The following is an 18912-nucleotide window of genomic DNA, read 5'->3' on the forward strand; positions in this document are numbered from 1 at the left end:
GTCGTAGTTAAAGCGCTACGTCGAGCGCCGTATTTTTCGCAGTGACACAGTTATGCGCCAAAATCCCGCGTCACAGTCACACTACTGTAACCCAAGTGACGCGCAAGCTTGGATGCATAGCTAGGCATGAGGAGAATCCAAGCGAAGGCGTAGTTAAGACCTACGTCGAGCGCAGGATTCGACGAATAACGACGCTAGGCGCCAAGATCGCGCGTCACAGATATTTAAGGCGGCGATTCAGCGACACCCCCAACCCTGCCGCAGCCGCCGCCTTGATCATATCCCCCGGCACATACTGGACAAGCGCACCGAACGCGGCGGCGATGCCGGCGAATTTGTCCCCGAAGAGAACGACGAGCCACAGCGTCGCAAAGATATAGGTCACGGGGACGCTGACGAGGACGGCGACGACTGCATAGCGCGCAAACGACGGGCGATCCCCCTTGAGGAAGCTCATTAGAGTGTAAGCGATGAGGAACCCGAGGAAGAATCCGCCGCGCGGACTAAAAATAATTGCAAGCCCGCCGACGCCGCCCGCAAAGACCGGCAGACCGACCGCGCCGAGCAGCGTATAGCCGACGAGCACGACGGCAGTCTGCGCGGGCGTCAGGACGAGTGCCGTGAGACACAGTGCAAAGGTCTGCATCGTGAGCGGCGCCATGAACGGCACGGGGATCGCGATGTAGGCGCTGACGCAGATGAGCGCGATGCACAGCGCCATCCGCGTGGTATTGCGAATCGAAAAGAATTTGTCGTCATATTGTGACATAAAAATTACACTTCCTATCTATAAATTCTTTCGCTATTTTACACACAAAAAAAGAGAACGTCAACCGGTTTTTATATCCGTGTTGACGGCCTCTTTGTATTCTGAACCCGTAGGTTTTTCACGGTGACACAGCTATGCGCCAAAATCCCGCGTCAACACCGTAACCTCAGTGACGTGGAAGTTTCGATGCATAGCTAGGAATTAAGACGAACGCAAGGAAGGCGTAGATGAAGCCTACGTCGACGAAGCGTCCGTCGAAAATGATGACGCTAGGCGCGAAAATCCCGCGTCACCTTTTTAATTATTGAGATGCTCAAGGCGCGACAAATCCACCTCTTCGTATACCTCTTCCTCTTCTTCGATCTCCTCCGCCACAGGCTGCGGCGCGTGATCGATGATGTCGAGATTGCGGTAACGGGTCATGCCCGTGCCCGCAGGGATGAGCTTGCCGATGATGACGTTCTCCTTGAGGCCGACGAGCGGATCGATCTTCCCCTTGATCGCCGCATCCGTGAGGACGCGGGTCGTCTCCTGGAACGATGCCGCCGAGAGGAAGGAGTCCGTTGCGAGCGATGCCTTTGTGATGCCGAGCAGGATGGGTTTTGCCACGGCAGGCTCGCCATCCTCCTCGATCGCCTTGGTATTGGCGGCTTCGAACGCGTTGATCTCGATGTATTCGCCGGGCAGGAAGTCGGTTGTTCCCGCCTCTTCGATTTTGACCTTGTGCAGCATCTGCCGCACCATGACCTCGATGTGCTTGTCGTTGATCTCAACGCCCTGCGACTTGTAGACCTTCTGCACCTCGTAGACGAGGTAGCGCTGGGTCGCCTGCAGTCCGCAGACGCGCAGGATGTCGTGGGGATTGATAGAGCCCTCGGTGATCTTATCGCCGGGTTTCAGCTCCGCACCGTCGCGCACCGCCATGCGCGCGCCGAACGGTACGCTGTATTCGCGCGGCACGCCCTCGTGCGAGGTGATCGTGACCGTGCGCATTCCCTTGCCGGTATCCTCAATGGCGACGACACCCTCGTTCTCCGCGATGATCGCGTTGTGCTTGGGCTTACGCGCCTCGAAAAGCTCTTCAACACGCGGCAGACCTTGCGTGATATCGTCGCCCGCGACGCCGCCCGAGTGGAACGTACGCATCGTGAGCTGTGTGCCCGGTTCGCCGATGGACTGTGCGGCAATGATGCCGACCGCCTCGCCGATCTCGACCTCCGCCTGATTGGCAAGGTCGCGTCCGTAGCACTTCATGCAGACGCCGAACTGCGATTTGCAGGTCAGCACGCTGCGGATGGAGACACGCTTCCGGACACCTTCGATACGTTTTGCAAGTACCTCGTCGACGGGGTCGTTGATGGAGGCGATCTTCTCTCCTGTCGCTTCGTCGATGATATCCTCGGCGAGCACACGCCCGACGATGCGGTCGGCAAGCGACTCGATGACGCCGGAGCCTTCGGTGATCGCCTCGACCTCGATGCCGCGGACGTTATTGTTGCGGATATGGAGTTCATGCACCTCGGAGTCGAGGATCGCCTCGACGAGTTTATCCGTGAGCGTTGTCCCCTCTGCTGCGAGCACGGTGCCGTCACCCTCGGCAGCGTCGCGCACGACTTCCTTGCCGCTGAGTTCGCGAATGACCGCCGCACGATCCTTTTTGCGTTTTTTCGCGTCAGGTTCGCCGAGCGCGATGCTCTCGGTGATCATGGCGTTGCTGACGGCACCCTCGACATTGACGGAGGAACCACGCACCATGATTTCACGGATATTGTGTTCGCCGATCGCCTCGAGCACCTCATCGGTGAGAACGGTATCACGCGGGTAAAGGACTTCCTTGGTCTTGGGATCGTAAACCGCTGCGGCAAGAAGACGTCCCATGAGGCTCTCTACGAGGAGCTCAAGCGCGTCAAATGTGGACTCTGCAAGCCGCGCACGCACCTGCATGAGGTTGATCGCGGAGACGTCGCAGTCCTCTTCGCGGACGATGACATCCTGCGCGACATCGACGAGACGACGGGTGAGATAGCCCGAGTCCGCCGTGCGCAGCGCCGTGTCGGCAAGACCTTTGCGCGCGCCGTGCGAAGAGATGAAGTAATCGGAAACGGAAAGTCCCTCACGGAAGTTCGCCGTAATCGGCAGGTCGATGATTTTACCGGAAGGGTCAGCCATGAGCCCGCGCATTCCGGCGAGCTGGCGCATCTGCTGCTTGTTGCCGCGCGCGCCGGAGTCCGCCATCATGAAGATGGGATTGAACGGATCCATGTTTTCCATCATGGCGTCCGCCACGTCATCCGTCGCCTGCGTCCACAGCTGGACGACCTTCTTATAGCGCTCGTCCTCGGTGATGAGACCGCGCCCGAACTGGCGCTCCACCTTGTTGACGCGCGCCTGTGTATCGGCGATGATTTCCTTTTTCTTCGGCGGTACAATGACGTCGGACACGGCGACCGTCATGCCCGCAATGCAGGCATAGTGGTAGCCGAGATTTTTCACATGATCAATGACCTCGGCTGTCTTGGTTGCGCCGAAGTGGTCATAACAGTTTGCGACGAGTTTGCCGAGCTCTTTCTTGTTCATCAGAACGCCGAGGCTCCACTCGCCCGTCTCGGGATCTTGACGATAGTGGCGCAGTTCCTCGGGCAGAATCTCGCTGAAAATAAGGCGTCCGAGCGAGCTGCGGACAAGCCCGTAGCCCTCAACACGCACACGGATCTCCGCCTGCAGATCAAGGCTCTTTTGGTGATAAGCGAGCAGAGCTTCCGACGTCCCCGTAAAGACCTTGCCCTCACCCTTCGCTCCCGGCTTGAGTTTGGTCAAGTAATAGGAGCCGAGCACCATGTCCTGCGAAGGAACGATGATGGGCTTGCCGTCTTTGGGGGCGAGAATGTGATTCGCCGCCAGCATGAGGACACGCGCCTCGGTCTGCGCCTCTGCCGAAAGCGGCAGATGAATCGCCATCTGGTCGCCGTCAAAGTCGGCGTTGTACGCCGTACATGCAAGCGGATGAAGCTTCAGCGCACGCCCCTCGGTGAGCACCGGTTCAAATGCCTGAATGCCGAGACGGTGGAGCGTCGGAGCACGATTGAGGAGCACGGGATGCTCCTTGATGACACCCTCGAGTACGTCCCAAACCTCGGGACGCGCGCGCTCAACCATGCGCTTCGCAGATTTGATGTTGTGCGCTGCACCGTCCGCCTGAAGTTTTTTCATGACAAACGGTTTGAAGAGCTCGAGTGCCATCTCCTTCGGCAGACCGCACTGATGAAGTTTCAGCTCGGGACCGACGACGATAACGGAACGCCCGGAGTAGTCCACGCGCTTGCCGAGGAGGTTCTGACGGAACCGCCCCTGCTTTCCCTTGAGCATGTCTGAGAGGGATTTGAGCGCACGGTTGCCGGGTCCTGTGACAGGGCGCCCGCGGCGGCCGTTGTCGATGAGTGCGTCGACCGCTTCCTGGAGCATCCGCTTCTCGTTGCGCACGATAATGTCGGGCGCGCCGAGGTCGAGCAGACGACGCAGGCGGTTGTTGCGGTTGATGACGCGGCGGTAGAGGTCGTTGAGATCAGACGTCGCAAAGCGACCGCCGTCAAGCTGCACCATCGGGCGCAGGTCGGGCGGAATGACCGGAACGACGTCCATGATCATCCACGACGGACGGTTGCCGGATTTGCGGAACGCCTCGACCACCTCAAGGCGGCGGATCGCACGCACTTTCTTCTGACCGGAAGTTGTGCGCACATCGTTCCTAAGCTGCTCGCTCATCGCCTCGAGATCGAGTTCTTCGAGCAGCTCCTTCACTGCCTCCGCGCCCATACCGACGCGGAAGGTATTGCCGTATTTCTCCAGCGCTTCGTGATACTCGCGCTCGGAAAGAAGGTCTTTCTTCTTGAGATCCGTTTCGCCCGGATCGACGACGATATAATAGGCGAAATAGAGGACTTTTTCGAGCGAACGGGGTGATACGTCGAGGATCAGCCCCATGCGGCTCGGGATCCCCTTGAAATACCAAATATGCGAGACGGGCGCGGCGAGTTCAATATGCCCCATGCGCTCGCGGCGCACCTTGGCACGCGTGACCTCGACGCCGCAGCGGTCGCAGACGACGCCCTTGTAGCGGATGCGCTTATACTTGCCGCAGTGGCATTCCCAGTCGCGTGTCGGGCCGAAGATGCGCTCGCAGAAGAGGCCGTCACGCTCCGGTTTAAGCGTACGGTAATTGATGGTCTCCGGCTTTTTGACCTCGCCGTGCGACCACTCACGAATTTTATCGGGGGAAGCGAGTCCAATCCGCATTGAGTCAAAATTGTTTACATCCAGCAACAGATGTCACTCCCTTCCTAAAATCAGAACTCCGAATCGTCCTCATTCGGCACGTCGATGTCGTCAAGCCCGCCGTGCAGGATCGTATCCATATCATCTGACAGTTCTTCGTCCGCGCCGCCGATATGCGCGATGATGTCCTCATCGGGAATATCCTCGCCCTGCTCCGCATCATCCCCCTCGTCATATACGGGGGGCGGCGGCGGTGCGCCGTTTTCGTCAACGCCTTCCACATCGAGATCGAGGGAACGCGCCTTCTCGCCGATATCCTCGTCCTCTTCGTCGCGGATCGCGATTTCCTTCGCATCCTCGTTGAGCACCTTGATATCAAGTCCGATCGCCTGCAGTTCCTTGATGAGCACCTTAAAGGACTCTGGGACGCCCGGCTCGGGGATATTATCTCCCTTAACGATCGATTCGTATGCTTTCACGCGGCCGACTACGTCGTCGGACTTCACCGTCAGGATCTCTTGGAGCGTGTATGCGGCGCCGTATGCTTCGAGCGCCCAGACCTCCATCTCGCCGAACCGCTGTCCGCCGAACTGTGCCTTGCCGCCCAGCGGCTGCTGCGTGACGAGGGAGTACGGTCCCGTGGAACGCGCATGAATCTTATCGTCGACCAGATGATGCAGTTTCAGCATGTAAACACAGCCGACCGTAACGCGGTTCTCGAACGGCTCGCCCGTGCGCCCGTCATAGAGCACCGTCTTGCCGTCGGCAGGCAGTCCTGCCGCGCGGATCGTGCCGAACACATCGTCGTCGCCCGCACCGTCAAAAACCGGCGTTGCGATATGAATGCCCGCCTCATCCGGTTTCGGCATTCCGTTCACGTCAAAATTGTAGCCCGCCGCGCGGAGGTCGCCCTCCACCGTCGGATCGCCGTCCTTAATGCGCTGTCCGAGCACACGGCACGCCATGCCGAGATGCGTCTCGAGCACCTGCCCGATGTTCATGCGCGACGGCACGCCGAGCGGGTTCAGTACGATATCGACGGGGGTACCGTCCGGCAGGAACGGCATATCCTCCTGGCGCATGATGCGCGAGACGACGCCCTTGTTCCCGTGACGCCCGGACATCTTGTCGCCAACCGAGATCTTGCGCTTCTGCGCGATGTAGACGCGCACGAGACGGTTGACGCCGGGCGGCAGTTCATCATTGTTTTCACGCGTAAAGATCTTCACGTCGATGATCTTTCCGCCCTCACCGTGCGGCACGCGCAGCGAAGTATCGCGTACCTCGCGCGCCTTCTCGCCGAAGATCGCGCGCAGGAGGCGTTCCTCCGCCGTCAGCTCCGTCTCGCCTTTGGGCGTAACCTTGCCGACGAGGATGTCACCGGGGCGCACATCGGCGCCGATGGAGACAATGCCCTCCTCGTCGAGATCCTTGAGTGCCTCCTCCGCAACATTCGGGATGTCGCGCGTGATCTCCTCGGGGCCGAGCTTCGTATCGCGCGCGTCGCACTCGTACTCCTCAATGTGAATCGAGGTATAGAGGTCGCGCTTCACGAGGTTCTCGCTGAGGAGGATCGCGTCCTCGTAATTGTAGCCTTCCCATGGCATATACGCCACGATGATATTGTAGCCGAGCGCGAGCTCACCGTTGTCCGTCGAAGGTCCGTCCGCAATAGGCTGCCCTTCCACAACGCGCTCCCCTTCATAGACGAGCGGACGCTGATTGATGCAGGTCGCTTGGTTCGAGCGGACAAATTTCTGCAGTTTATAGTTGTCGAACGCGCCCTCATCCGTCTTGATGGTAACAGCATTCGCAGCGACATCCGTAACGACGCCGCCGCGGCGTGCAAGTACCATGACGCCTGAGTCACAGGCAGCCTTGTACTCCATGCCGGTGCCGACAAGCGGCGCCTGTGTCTTCAGGAGCGGTACCGCCTGGCGTTGCATATTCGCACCCATGAGCGCACGGTTCGCATCGTCGTTCTCGAGGAACGGGATCATCGCCGTCGCGATTGAAAAGACCTGACGCGGCGACACGTCCATATAGTCCACGCGGTCGCGGTGATGCAGCCCCGTTTCCTCATGGAACCGCGCCGTGACACGCTCATTTATAAAGTACTCGTTCTCATCGAGCGGCTCGTTCGCCTGCGCGATGATGAGCTCGTCCTCCTCGTCCGCCGTAAGGTAGCGCACGTCGTCCGTAACGCGGTGATGCTCCTTGTCCACGCGGCGGTACGGGGTCTCCATGAATCCGAACCGGTTGACGCGTGCATAGTTTGCGAGCGAGCCGATGAGGCCGATGTTCGGGCCTTCCGGCGATTCCACCGGGCACATACGCCCATAATGCGAGTTATGGACGTCACGCACCTCGAATCCTGCGCGTTCACGCGAGAGCCCGCCCGGGCCGAGCGCCGAGAGACGGCGCTTATGCGTCAGCTCCGAGAGCGGATTGTGCTGATCCATGAACTGTGAGAGCTGCGAGGAGCCGAAGAACTCCTTCACCGCCGCCACTACGGGGCGGATATTGATGAGCCCCTGCGGCGTGATACTGTCCGTCTCCTGGATCGTCATGCGCTCGCGCACGACACGCTCCATACGAGACAGACCGATGCGAAACTGGTTCTGCAGGAGTTCTCCGACCGCGCGCACGCGGCGATTGCCGAGGTGATCGATGTCATCCGTATTGCCGAAGCCGTCCATAAGACCGAGCAGATAGCTGATCGACGCCATGACATCCTCGCGTGTGATCGTACGGTACTGATAGTCGCGCGTCGGCGCGCAGAGCATCCGGTAGACCTCGCCGTCCGCCTTCTGTACGCTGAGCGCGACGAGCTCGCCGTCGCCGAAGAGCATTTTCTCACGCTCTTCACTCACGGCGTCCACCATGTCCTGCGTAATCGCCTCGCCCTTGGGGAATACGACTTCGTCCGTTTCCTTATCGATGACCGGCTCGGCAAGTACCTTCCCGAGCAGACGGCGCCGCCAGCCGAGTTTTTTCGTCAGTTTATAGCGACCGACTGTCGCCAGATCGTAACGACGCGGATCAAAGAACAGCACCTCGAGGAGCTGGCGCGCATTGTCCTCATTCGCCGGCTCGCCCGGGCGCAGGCGGCGGTAGATCTCAATGACCGCCTTGCCGCGTGTCTTGACCTCATCCGTATCGCGTTCAATCGTCGCGAGGATGCGGGGATCGTCACCGAAAAGCGCACGAATATCGCTGTCCGTCTCGTAGCCGAGCGCACGGATAAGGTAGGTCACAGGCATTTTGCGGGTGCGGTCGATGCGCACGGACACGACATCGTTCGCGTCCGTTTCGAGCTCGATCCACGCGCCGCGGTTCGGAATGACCGTTGCGTTGTAGAGCTCCTTGCCCGTTGTGTCGATCTCCACGCCGTAATACGCGCCGGGAGAGCGCACGAGCTGACTGACGATGACGCGCTCCGCACCGTTGATGATGAACGTCCCCGTGTCCGTCATGAGCGGGAAATCGCCCATAAACACTTCCTGCTCCTTGATCTCGCCCGTCTCGCGGTTGACGAGACGCACATTCACGCGAAGCGGCGCGGCGTACGTTACGTCGCGCTCCTTACACTCGTCGAGATCGTATTTCGGTGCGCCGAGCGCAAACGATTCAAAGGAAAGGATGAGATTCCCCGAGAAATCCTGAATGGGGGAAATATCGCGGAAAATCTCTCCGAGTCCCACATCCAAGAACCACCGATAGCTCGTCCGCTGAATATCGAGCAGATGCGGCATCTCCATAACTTCCTTGATGCGCGCATAGCTATACCGGGTGCGACGACCGACCGACACAGGATTGAACATGAACGCTGTCACCCTTTCGCTGGATTATATTGATGAGAACGAGCGCCGCGGCTTATGCAAAAAGACACAAAAAGAACAAGGCAACCGTCCGAATACCTTGCTCCCGTGGAAATGCCCGAAGGGCAGTCCCCAAATCCTTTCTAAAAAGCCAAAAAAGGCGCACGAACCCCATACTTACGTCAATAGGTCATCATATCTTACTACATACTAATTTTCATGTCAAGGGTTACGGCGAAGTTTTTTCGTTTTTCAAAATTGGATGTATACTCTAGTGTCCACAGCATTTCTTGTACTTTTTCCCACTGCCGCAGGGACACGGCTCGTTGCGGCCGATCTTTTTGCTCTTAGCAGACGGTGATCTTCCTGCCAGGATTTCGTCAATCTGCTCCAAGAGGCTGTCCCGCATCCGTTCGTTCGGGAACTCCTGCTCCATAATACTGCGGCGCAGGTCATAGATATCAAGTTCGCCGTTTTCGAGCATTGCCCGCATATTTTTCCCGATGCTGATCGTCGCGTTTTTATCGTATTCCGTCGGCTGCATCGCTCGGATCTCATTCGGTGTATAGCCGCAATTGCTAAAAAGCCGTGCATTATTGACATGATTTTGATAGAGTTCCGCAAATCTAGCGAAGTCGTCATCGTCACGCAGTATAAACCCATACAACGCAAAGTCATCCATCAGCGTATTCATGTCCACATCGATACGAATCGCAATAAATAGTGCCTTGACGGCGAGATCTACACCGATGATTTTCTTTTTTGGGACGTAATGTGCGCGTAAAAACCGGTCAAACGCGGTATATTCCGGCGTCACCTCAACATAGTACTCATCCATATAAGCAAGTAAGTCTTCTTTCGTAGACGGAATATAATATGTCTTCCCATACTGAAATTCTTTGGTGTCGTAATAGGCGATTTTATCCGTCCGAACCGGCTCCATCAAATCGAGATTGACGATCTCGCGATCACGCGGTGCACTCGGTCGACCGTCGGTATAAAGATTCTCTGCTCCAAGGACTCCATAATTGCCGTCCTCATGCCGGGCAATCTCCGCAAAGTCAAAGAACTCCTCCTCGGAAAAGCTGCGCGGGCTGAAATGTTTTGCAATCTTATACGCCTCGGTCAGAGGGATAATGCCGTAGAGATTTGCCATCGCAGCGAAATATTTCCGCAAAAGGCGGGAGGTCGTATCCTTCAGGGGGATCTCCCGATACATTTGATTCAACGTCCGACGATCATATATATCCGGTATTTCCTCCACAGGTATTTCATTGTTCTTTTTATCCGGCATTTGCTTCCTCCACGATCCATAACATGCTTTCGGCACTTCTATTGTACTCGATCTTCCATCAAATAGAAATACTTTTATCGCTCCCCGATCTCTCCGCCGACGCAGACGCTGCGTGTGCCGATGCTGCCGATGTGGACGGGGAGTCCGTAGAGGGCGGTCATGCTCTCCTCGTCGATGACATCCGCCGCCGCACCGTGCCTCCAGAGGTTCTTATCCTTCATGACGAGGGTCTCGGCGCCGAGGTAGAGGGCGTGATCGGGAAAGTGGGAGGTCATGAGGATGCCGAGTCCCTCGGCGTTCAGGCGCAGGACGAGGTCGAGGAAGCGCTGTGCGTTGCCAAAGTCGAGATGCGCCGTCGGTTCGTCGAGGATGAGGAACGCGGGCTGCTGTGTGAGCGCGGCGGCGAGCATGACGAGCTGCCGCTCGCCGCCCGAGATGTTCGTATAGGGCTGCTCCGCCAGATGCGCGATGCCGAGAAAGTTCATATGATGCCGCGCGATCTCCTCCTCGCGCGCGCCGGGCGAGGCGAAATACGCCATGTGCGCGGTGCGTCCCATCATCACGACGTCGAGCACGCGGAACGGAAACGTGGGCGTGTGCGACTGCGGGATATAGGCGACTCTCTGCGCGATCTCACGGTCGCTGTACGCGGCGCGTTCTTTCCCGTCAAAGAGGATGCGCCCCGCGGCGTGCAGCTCGCCCACGAGGCATTTCAAGAGGGTGCTCTTGCCCGTGCCGTTCCTGCCGAGGATGCAGTAGACGCCCGTGCCGCCGAGCGCGAACGAGACGTCCTCGAGGATCGTGCGCGCCGCGTCATAGCCGAAATGTAAATGCTCCGCTTCGAGTTTCATGACCAGCGCACCTTCTTTTTCAGGATAAAATAGATGAAGATCGGGATGCTCACGATGCCCGTGATGACGCCGATGGGGATCTCGAGCGAGGTAAGTGTGCGGCACAGGTCGTCGATGACGAGGAGATAGACGATGCCGAGCGCGGCGGAGACGGGCATGAGCCGGCGGAAATCGGGTCCCGTGATCATGCGCGCGAGGTGCGGGATGACGATGCCGACCCAACCGATGATGCCGGAAAAGCTGACGACGAGCGAGGTGAGGAGCGTTGCCGCGAGGATGATGAGGGCGCGGTCGCGCGTAACGGAGACGCCCATCGAGCGCGCCTCCTGCGTTCCCATGCTGAGAATATTGATGCGCCAGCGATAGAGGAGGAGCAGCGCGAGTGCGGCGATATACGCGGGCAGGACGAGCAGCAGGCCGTCATAGCGCACGCTCGCGAGCGAGCCCATGAGCCAGTAGACGATCTGCGGGAGTTTTTCCTGCGGGTCGGCGGTGAATTTCAGCAGCGCGACGAGCGAGGAGAAAAAAGCGCTGACAAGCATCCCCGAGAGGATCATGGTCACGGGCGCGCTCCTCTTGCGCCCTGCGAGGAGGAAGGTCAGCCCGACCGAGACGATGCCGAACGCGAGCGCAGAGATCTGCACCGCCGCCGCGCTCGTCGTGAGCACGATGGCAAGCGCCGCGCCGAAGCCCGCACCGTTGCTGACGCCGAGGGTGTAGGGACTGGCGAGCGGGTTGCCAAAGAGCGCCTGAAAGACGCCGCCCGCGACCGCCAGCCCGCAGCCCGCGAGCACGGCGGCGACGACGCGCGGCAGGCGCACGTCGTAGATCATCGAGACCTCCATGGGCATGATATCCGCGGGAAGCGTCCCTGTCACGTCTGCGGTGAGGATGTGAAAGACGTGCTCCACGGGGATATAGTACGCTCCGAGTGTCAGTGAAAATAGGATACACGCCAAAGGGAGCAGGACGCACAGTGCGCCCCGCCCCCCATGGGTGAACAATTTTGTTCCCGTCATTTTGCCTTGATTCCCGCATCCACCGTGCCCGTGAACGGCACGCCGTAGAACGTCTCGTAGAACGCCTTTGCGCGCTCTAGCACAACGTCCGCGCTCACCTTGCTCGGGTAGAACATGTGCGCGAGCCACAGCTCGCCGAGTGCAACGGAATCCGCGTCCGGGTTGCCCCACGGCTTTGCCCAGTACGGCGCGTTGATGACGTTCCCGTTCTGCACAGCGCGCAGCTGTGCATAGGCGGGATCGGTCGTAAGCTCCTTGTAGACCTCGGGATAGCGATCCTGCGAGATGATGACGTCGGGGTTCCACTTTGCCAGCGACTCGACGTTGTATTCGCCGTTGCCTTGAATGTCCTTCGCCGCCGGGTTCACCGCGCCCGCGCGCAGAAGCATACAGCCGACATATTTATCGTTGCCGTAGACCATGTGCTTGCTCGACACGGGGATCGCCGTCACGCGCTCCGCATCGGGGATGTCGCCGACCGCTTTCTCGACGATCGCGCGGCTCTCCTCGGCGAACGCCCAGAGCTCCTTTGCCTTCGCATCGCGTCCCGTGAGGTGTCCGAGGATCTCGATCGCGTTATGCAGCCCGTCCGTATACGCCTTGTCCGCATTGGAAAGGCGCGGATTCTGCGCCTCCGCCTGCTTGCCCTCGCCGCGCAGAGAAATGACCGCAACGGGGATGCCCATCTCGCGCAGCTTTGCCGCGGATGCCTGATCCGACTGCGAGGCGACGATCACGATGTCGGGCTTGAGCGCGGCGATCTCCTCGATGTTGGGCTGCGAGAGCGTGCCGGGTGTTTTCATCTCCTTGATCGCGGGCCAGATGTCCGCGATGTAGTCGCCGAGATCGCGCTGCCACGTCGACTCGACGCCGACAATCTTGTCCTGTCCGCCGAGTTGGCAGATGATGTCGAGCGAATGATGCTGGAGGACGACCATGCGCTCGACGGGTGCCTTGACCTCGACCGCGTTTCCCGCCTGATCCGTAAACTTGTACGTCTCCTGTGCAGAGGTCTGCTCCGCCGCCTGTTTTGCCGTCTGCCCGCAGCCCGTGAGCAGGGCCGCCGCAGTGACCGCGCACGCGAGCAGCGCCGAGATGCGCCGCATGAACTCTGTTCCTGCCCTCATTGAATTCCCCTTTCTCGGCATGTGCCGAAATCCCATCGCCCGGGCATCAAAAAATGCCCGCCGGAAATCCGGGGGCATCGACTGCACGCGAAAAAGCGCACCATGCTCCTGCCGGTTTTCCTTTACAATGCAGACGCTGCGCGCCCGCGGAAGGGGCGTCCGTTTCCAATCCGTCCCCCGTGACCGTGAAAATCCCGGTCAGGCCGCCGCGCCATAGCAAAGCCGTAGGCGCCGACGGCTCGAAAAACACCTCGTTATGGAGTTTTCATTAGTATAGCATGAGGGTGTCCACAATACAAGTATCTGCACCGCCTTTTTCCCATCCGATAAAAATCTGAAAAAAGTTGCGCAAAGCCTCTCGCATTCGTCCGAAAACATTGACAAAAGTTCTCGTCTGTGCTACGTTTGTTTCTAACCTTGCCCAAAGGAGGGCTGTATATGATTGAACTCAAAAATATCATTAAAACATACGCGGACGACGTCCACGCCCTGCGCGGCATCAATCTGCGCATCGAGCGCGGCACGATCTACGGCATCGTCGGACTCTCGGGCGCAGGCAAATCCACGCTCATCCGATGCATCAATCTGCTCGAGCGCCCAACAAGCGGTGAGGTGATCATTGACGGACGCGATCTGACTGCGATGAGCGAGAGCGAACTGCGCGAAGAGCGCCGCCACATCGGCATGATCTTTCAGCATTTTAACCTGCTGTCCTCGGCGACTGTCTACGACAACGTCGCCTTTCCGCTGCGGCTCGCGGGACGCTCCGCCGAGGAGATCCGCCCAAAGGTCACGGAGCTCCTCGCGCTCGTCGGTCTCGCGGACAAGGCGGACGCGTATCCGAGCCATCTCTCGGGCGGGCAGAAACAGCGCGTTGGCATCGCGCGCGCGCTCGCGGGCGATCCAAAGGTGCTGCTGTGTGACGAGGCAACCTCCGCGCTCGACCCACAGACGACGAAGTCCATCCTCGCGCTCATCCGCGACATCAACCGCCGGCTCGGTCTGACGGTCGTCGTCATCACGCACGAGATGCAGGTCATCAAGGACATCTGCGACCGCGTCGCCGTGCTCGACGGCGGTGTCATCGCAGAGGAGGGCGACGTTGTAGATGTCTTTACCGAGCCCCGGCAAGCGATTACGAAGGAATTTATCAGCGTTCTGCTCTCGAACGACCTGCCGACGGCGTTCCGCGGCAACCCGATCGAGGCGTCGCCGACGCCGGGCAGCTACATGCTCCTGCGGCTCACCTTCCTCGGCGAGAACGCGGATGATCCCGTACTCGCCGACATGATCCGCCTGTTCCCCGATATCGAGGTCACGATGCTCTTCGGCACGCTCGACCAGATGAAGGATCAGCCCTTTGGGCGCATGATCATCGGTCTGCGCGGCGAAACCGCGGAGATCGACGCGGCGATCTCGTATCTGTCCGCACAGCATTTGAAACAGGAGGTGATCGGCTATGTCCGCCGAAATGATGCCCCTGCTGACTAAGGCGCTGGGCGAAACCGTCTACATGGTGCTCGTCAGCATGATCATCGCGAGCGCCGTCGGCATCCCGCTCGGCGTGCTCCTGCACGTCACGGCAAAGGGAGAGATCCTCGACGCCCCGGGCGTGAACCGCACCGTCGGCGCCGTCGTCAACGCTGTGCGTTCCGTCCCCTTTATCATCCTCATGGTCGCCATCATCCCGCTCACACGTCTCATCGTCGGCTCCGCCATCGGCACAACCGCCGCCATGGTGCCGCTCGTCATCGCCTCCGTCCCCTTCATCGGACGACAGGTCGAGACGTCTCTGCGCGAGGTGCCGCACGGTCTCATCGAAGCCGCGCTCGCCATGGGCGCCACTCCGATGCAGATCGTCACGCGCGTGCTGCTCCCCGAGTCCATGCCGGGCATCGTCAGTCAGCTCACAACCGTCGTCATCGCTCTCGTCGGCGAATCCGCCATGGCGGGCGCGATCGGCGGCGGTGGGCTCGGCGACCTCGCGATCCGCTACGGCTACCAGCGGTTCCGCCCCGACATCATGATCGCGACCGTCGTCATCCTCATCATCCTCGTCCAGCTCGTGCAGCTTGCGGGCAATGCCCTCGCCGCACGTCTGAATAAAAGGTAATCTCTATCCACAAGGAGGTACTCTATGAAAAAACTGCTCACCCTCGTCCTCGCAATTGCAGCACTCGCTATGGTTGGCTGCGGCGGCGGAGACAATAACGCCAAATCGGAGAAGGTCGTCAAGGTCGGCGCCTCCCCCGTCCCCCATGCCGAGATCCTCGAGGCGATCAAGCCCGAGCTCGAAAAGGACGGTGTGAAGCTCGAGATCGTCGAGTTCAACGACTATGTGCAGCCAAACCTCGCGACGAACGACAAGGAAATCGACGCGAACTTCTTCCAGCATGAGCCGTATCTGAAGAACTTCATGCAGGAGCATCCCGAGGTCAAGCTCGTGAACGTCCTCGGCGTCCACATCGAACCGATGGGGATCTACTCGCACAAGATCAAAAAGCTCGACGAGCTCAAGGAAGGCGCTCAGGTCTCTATCCCGAGCGATCCCACGAACGGCGGGCGTTCGCTCCTCCTGCTCCAGCGCGCAGGTCTCATCAAACTGAAGGACGGCGCCGGCGAGACGGCAACCCTCAGCGACATTGCAGAGAACCCGAAGAAGCTAATCTTCAAGGAAATCGAAGCACCACAGCTCCCGCGCACGCTCGACGACGTGGACATCGCCGTCATCAATACGAACTGGGCAATGCAGGCGAATCTCGTGCCGACGCGCGACGCCCTCTTCATGGAGGATAAGACCTCGCCGTACGTCAACATCATCGCCATCCGTCAGGGTGACGAGGAGCGTCCCGAGATCAAGGCGCTGCTCAAGGCGCTTCACTCCGACACCGTCAAGAACTTCATTAACGACAAGTACAAAGGCGCCATCCTTCCCGCATTCTGAGGAAGTGCCCCACAGTCAGAAAGACTGCCGCACATAGATACGGCAGTCTTTTTGTTTGGCGAGAAAAATGCCTATCCCCCATAATGTTCGTGCAGCCTCCTCGATTCTGTGATAAAATATCTCATTATGAACATCAGCAGCATCAAGTGTCGTCTCTGTGCGATCAAATGTCAAGAACGTATCTACGGCATCCACAATCCGCTCACCTATGACTTTCTGCATCACAATCTGCATCACCTGCACGTTCTGCTCTTTCACAGCGCGGATCAGCAGGACTTTACACGCGGGCCGATCGTACGGCAGCTGCTCGTGTTCATGCTGCCGATTTTGCTCTCGCAGCTCCTCCAGCAGTTCTACACCATCGCCGACACGGCCATCGTCGGGCAAACGCTCGGTGCGGAGGCGCTTGCCGCCGTCGGGACGGCGAGTCTCATCCTCTCCGTCATCGTCAATTTTTTCATCGGCGGTTCGGCGGGGCTGAGTGTGCTCGTCTCACACCTCTACGGCGAGCAGTCCTATGAAAAGCTCAATACGCTCGTGCAGACAATTTTCGTCGTCGTGCTGCTCTTCTCCGTTGTCTTTACGCTCGGTGGGCTCGCGCTCATCCCCGCGATGCTCACGGGGCTCAACACGCCGGAGGACATTATACCGCTCGCCGCCGCGTACCTCGAGATCTCCTTCCTTGGGATGCTCGCGCAGCTCGTCTACAACACGGCAACCGCCGTCCTGCGTGCGCTCGGCAACACGACCAGCGCGCTCCGCTACCTCTTTGTCGCGGTGATCCTCAACATCGCGCTCGACGTGCTCCTCCTCATCGTTTTCCCGCTCGGCATCATGGGTGCGGCGATCGCGACCGTCGTCTCGCAGTACGTCGCCGCCGCGCTCGTCGTGCAAAAATTTTTTCACCTGCATGGCGTATGGCAGTTCCGCCTGCGCCGTCCGCTCTTTCACGCGGGTTATCTCGCACCGATCGTTCACACGAGCATCCCCGCGGGGATGCAGGCAGTCTTTATGAGCATCTCCTCGCTCGTCATCCAGGGGTATATCAACTCGTTCGGCTATGCGGCGATGGCGGGCATGACGGTCTACGCGCGTGTCGAGGGATTTCTCTACTATCCGCTGTTCGCGTTTGGCATCGCGCTGACGAGCTTCATCGGGCAAAATGTGGGGGCAAAGCAGCCAGATCGCGTCCGCGCGGGCGTGCGGGCAAGCCTGCGGCTCACGGTCGGCGGATCGCTCGTCATGGCGGCGTTCGCTTCCTTTTTTGCCCCTGAGCTCATCGCCCTCTTTACGGACGATCCCGCAACGGTCTGCAACAGTCTTGAGGCCGTCTACTGGACAATGCCGTTCTACTGGCTCTACGGAATCAATCAGGTCTACATCGGCGCGATCCGCGGGCTGGGCGACACCTTCTATCCGATGCTCACCTCGCTCGCCGCGTACAGCCTCTTTCGCGTCGCATGGTGCTGCGCGTGGGATCTCGCCGGCATCCACTCCATGCTCGTCGTCTACAACGCCTACAATACCAGCTTCCTCGTCATGATCGCCCTCCTCTATTGGGGATGGAAGCGCAGGATGCGAAGGATGGAAGCGGTGTAAAGTGATCTTTACTTTGTTCCGATGAAAAGCTAGTCACACAACAACCGCCCCGCACGCATGTTTCCTGCGTATGGGGCGGTTTTATCATGCTTTCATCGATAGGAAAACGCATCGTTACGGCGTCGCGGGCGTCTCCTTGCTCACTGCGCCGCGGCGAATCATATCCCCGACGCGCAGGTCATAGGTGAGTGCCGTCTTGTGCAGACTCTCCGCGCGGGCGAAGTCCTCCGGCAGTCCCGTATCAAGACCTTTCACAAAGCTCTCGTACGCCGCAATGGACGCATCCGTCGCCGCCTGCCGCTGTGCGGCGAGATACGCGGCACCGCGCGGCACATCCACGGCGTCGAGCTCCCGGCGATATTTTTTCAGCAGTGGGATCATATCCTCCTGCAAAAGCCGCATCAGCGCCTTGCGATGCTCGGTCGTATAGGTGCCGTGCGCATTCTCCGTCAGGTGCCGGAACTCGCCCTGCATCGAGCGGAACACACCGTTGTAGCGGTCGACGATGGGGCGCGTTGCCTCGATATAGCGCGAGAGATCCACGCTCGCCGCGCTCTGCACCGCCTCGAGATACGCGCGGTAATTCGTCACGCGCACGATCTGCCAGCCGCCGCTCCCGTGCTCCATGCGCAGCTCGAGCGGGAACTCCAGTCCCGTGCCCTCATCGCGCACCATAATTTGCGCCGTTGCCGCTCTCCCGTCATGCGTGATCTCCCCGATGCTCAGCAGCGTCGTATCGCGCAGATGACTGCACTCCATGAGATACTCATAGTCGATGCCGAGCGAACGTCCCTTGAGCGCATCGACGCCTGTAGGCTCCTCCCACGTTCCCGTGCGCACGCCCCCCTCGATGGAGCGCGCAAGCCCCGCCGCGACGGATTCCTTGATATTTTCGTAAAACTTGCCCGAGGCGGTGCGCTCCTTTTCCTTGAGATTCGTATCGCGGGAAAAGAGCACATAGGTGAGATCATCATAGCCCGCGTCCGCAAGCGCCTGCACATTTACGCGGCGGAGGAACGCGTCCGCATCGTGCGCTTCGAGCGCCGCCGCCGTCTGTGCGAGCGCATAGGCGGGACGCTGGATGTAGTAACCGAGGTACCACCCCAGCGCCGCGACGGTCAGCACGATCACTCCCGCTGCAAAGCGAAACTTTTGTCGGCTCTGCTTGCGCCGCCGTGCCAAACGCACCCGCCAAGCAAACTCATCCATCCAATGC

12 protein-coding genes and 1 riboswitch are annotated in these 18912 nt (G+C 59.4%); of the genes, 4 read left to right on the forward strand and 8 right to left on the reverse strand.

The window, feature by feature from the left end:
* Nucleotides 1-214 precede the first annotated feature (214 nt).
* The 7 genes from HMPREF1147_RS09205 to HMPREF1147_RS09235 all read right to left on the reverse strand — a co-directional run bounded on the left by HMPREF1147_RS09205 (nt 215) and on the right by HMPREF1147_RS09235 (nt 13153).
* Nucleotides 215-769 carry a biotin transporter BioY gene (locus HMPREF1147_RS09205; RefSeq protein ID WP_009349530.1) on the reverse strand — a complete coding sequence of 185 codons (555 nt, stop codon included), beginning with the start codon at nt 767-769 and terminating at the stop codon, nt 215-217.
* A gap of 297 nt (nt 770-1066) precedes the next feature.
* The gene (gene rpoC / locus HMPREF1147_RS09210) at nt 1067-5062 is read right to left on the reverse strand and encodes a DNA-directed RNA polymerase subunit beta' (RefSeq protein WP_198002991.1); all 3996 of its coding nucleotides are present in this window, start codon (nt 5060-5062) and stop codon (nt 1067-1069) included.
* Between the two features lie 50 nt (nt 5063-5112).
* Entirely contained in the window at nt 5113-8865 is a 3753-nt protein-coding gene (gene rpoB, locus HMPREF1147_RS09215; RefSeq protein ID WP_009658616.1) for a DNA-directed RNA polymerase subunit beta, read from the reverse strand.
* 268 nt (nt 8866-9133) lie between these two features.
* Nucleotides 9134-10018, reverse strand: a complete 885-nt coding sequence (locus HMPREF1147_RS09220; protein WP_232208075.1) for a YecA family protein — start codon at nt 10016-10018, stop codon at nt 9134-9136.
* A 212-nt stretch (nt 10019-10230) separates the two neighbouring features.
* On the reverse strand, nt 10231-11007 hold the full coding sequence (locus tag HMPREF1147_RS09225; protein WP_009658709.1) for an ABC transporter ATP-binding protein: 777 nt from the start codon (nt 11005-11007) through the stop codon (nt 10231-10233).
* Nucleotides 11004-11966, reverse strand: coding sequence for an iron ABC transporter permease (locus HMPREF1147_RS09230; protein WP_232208076.1), 963 nt, complete (start codon nt 11964-11966; stop codon nt 11004-11006). The genes HMPREF1147_RS09225 and HMPREF1147_RS09230 overlap by 4 nt, the downstream gene beginning before the upstream one ends.
* 56 nt (nt 11967-12022) lie before the next feature.
* Complete coding sequence (locus HMPREF1147_RS09235) at nt 12023-13153, reverse strand: ABC transporter substrate-binding protein (protein ID WP_037351378.1); 1131 nt, start codon at nt 13151-13153, stop codon at nt 12023-12025.
* A 101-nt stretch (nt 13154-13254) separates the two neighbouring features.
* A riboswitch (molybdenum cofactor riboswitch) is annotated at nt 13255-13410 on the reverse strand.
* Between the two features lie 181 nt (nt 13411-13591).
* On the opposite strand from HMPREF1147_RS09235, the gene HMPREF1147_RS09240 reads away from it, so the two are divergent.
* The 4 genes from HMPREF1147_RS09240 to HMPREF1147_RS09255 all read left to right on the forward strand — a co-directional run bounded on the left by HMPREF1147_RS09240 (nt 13592) and on the right by HMPREF1147_RS09255 (nt 17696).
* Complete coding sequence (locus HMPREF1147_RS09240) at nt 13592-14644, forward strand: methionine ABC transporter ATP-binding protein (protein WP_009658633.1); 1053 nt, start codon at nt 13592-13594, stop codon at nt 14642-14644.
* Nucleotides 14613-15266, forward strand: coding sequence for a methionine ABC transporter permease (locus HMPREF1147_RS09245; RefSeq protein WP_009658697.1), 654 nt, complete (start codon nt 14613-14615; stop codon nt 15264-15266). Before HMPREF1147_RS09240 ends, HMPREF1147_RS09245 begins: the two co-directional genes overlap by 32 nt.
* A 24-nt stretch (nt 15267-15290) precedes the next feature.
* On the forward strand, nt 15291-16097 hold the full coding sequence (locus HMPREF1147_RS09250) for a MetQ/NlpA family ABC transporter substrate-binding protein (RefSeq protein WP_009658637.1): 807 nt from the start codon (nt 15291-15293) through the stop codon (nt 16095-16097).
* Between the two features lie 126 nt (nt 16098-16223).
* Entirely contained in the window at nt 16224-17696 is a 1473-nt protein-coding gene (locus HMPREF1147_RS09255) for an MATE family efflux transporter (protein WP_009658638.1), read from the forward strand.
* A 114-nt stretch (nt 17697-17810) separates the two neighbouring features.
* On the opposite strand, the gene HMPREF1147_RS09260 is transcribed toward HMPREF1147_RS09255, so the two are convergent.
* Entirely contained in the window at nt 17811-18905 is a 1095-nt protein-coding gene (locus HMPREF1147_RS09260) for a hypothetical protein (RefSeq protein WP_009658712.1), read from the reverse strand.
* Nucleotides 18906-18912: the final 7 nt, after the last annotated feature.

It is taken from the genome of Selenomonas sp. FOBRC9, from assembly GCF_000287655.1.
GTDB classification, from domain to species: domain Bacteria; phylum Bacillota; class Negativicutes; order Selenomonadales; family Selenomonadaceae; genus Centipeda; species Centipeda artemidis.

Coding starts and splice junctions, on each gene's coding strand:
- HMPREF1147_RS09205 (WP_009349530.1), bottom strand. CDS start 769: ATGTCACAATATGACGACAAATTCTTTTCGATTCGCAATACCACGCGG.
- rpoC (WP_198002991.1), bottom strand. CDS start 5,062: ATGCGGATTGGACTCGCTTCCCCCGATAAAATTCGTGAGTGGTCGCAC.
- rpoB (WP_009658616.1), bottom strand. CDS start 8,865: ATGTTCAATCCTGTGTCGGTCGGTCGTCGCACCCGGTATAGCTATGCG.
- HMPREF1147_RS09220 (WP_232208075.1), bottom strand. CDS start 10,018: ATGGCAAATCTCTACGGCATTATCCCTCTGACCGAGGCGTATAAGATT.
- HMPREF1147_RS09225 (WP_009658709.1), bottom strand. CDS start 11,007: ATGAAACTCGAAGCGGAGCATTTACATTTCGGCTATGACGCGGCGCGC.
- HMPREF1147_RS09235 (WP_037351378.1), bottom strand. CDS start 13,153: ATGAGGGCAGGAACAGAGTTCATGCGGCGCATCTCGGCGCTGCTCGCG.
- HMPREF1147_RS09240 (WP_009658633.1), top strand. CDS start 13,592: ATGATTGAACTCAAAAATATCATTAAAACATACGCGGACGACGTCCAC.
- HMPREF1147_RS09245 (WP_009658697.1), top strand. CDS start 14,613: ATGTCCGCCGAAATGATGCCCCTGCTGACTAAGGCGCTGGGCGAAACC.
- HMPREF1147_RS09250 (WP_009658637.1), top strand. CDS start 15,291: ATGAAAAAACTGCTCACCCTCGTCCTCGCAATTGCAGCACTCGCTATG.
- HMPREF1147_RS09255 (WP_009658638.1), top strand. CDS start 16,224: ATGAACATCAGCAGCATCAAGTGTCGTCTCTGTGCGATCAAATGTCAA.
- HMPREF1147_RS09260 (WP_009658712.1), bottom strand. CDS start 18,905: ATGGATGAGTTTGCTTGGCGGGTGCGTTTGGCACGGCGGCGCAAGCAG.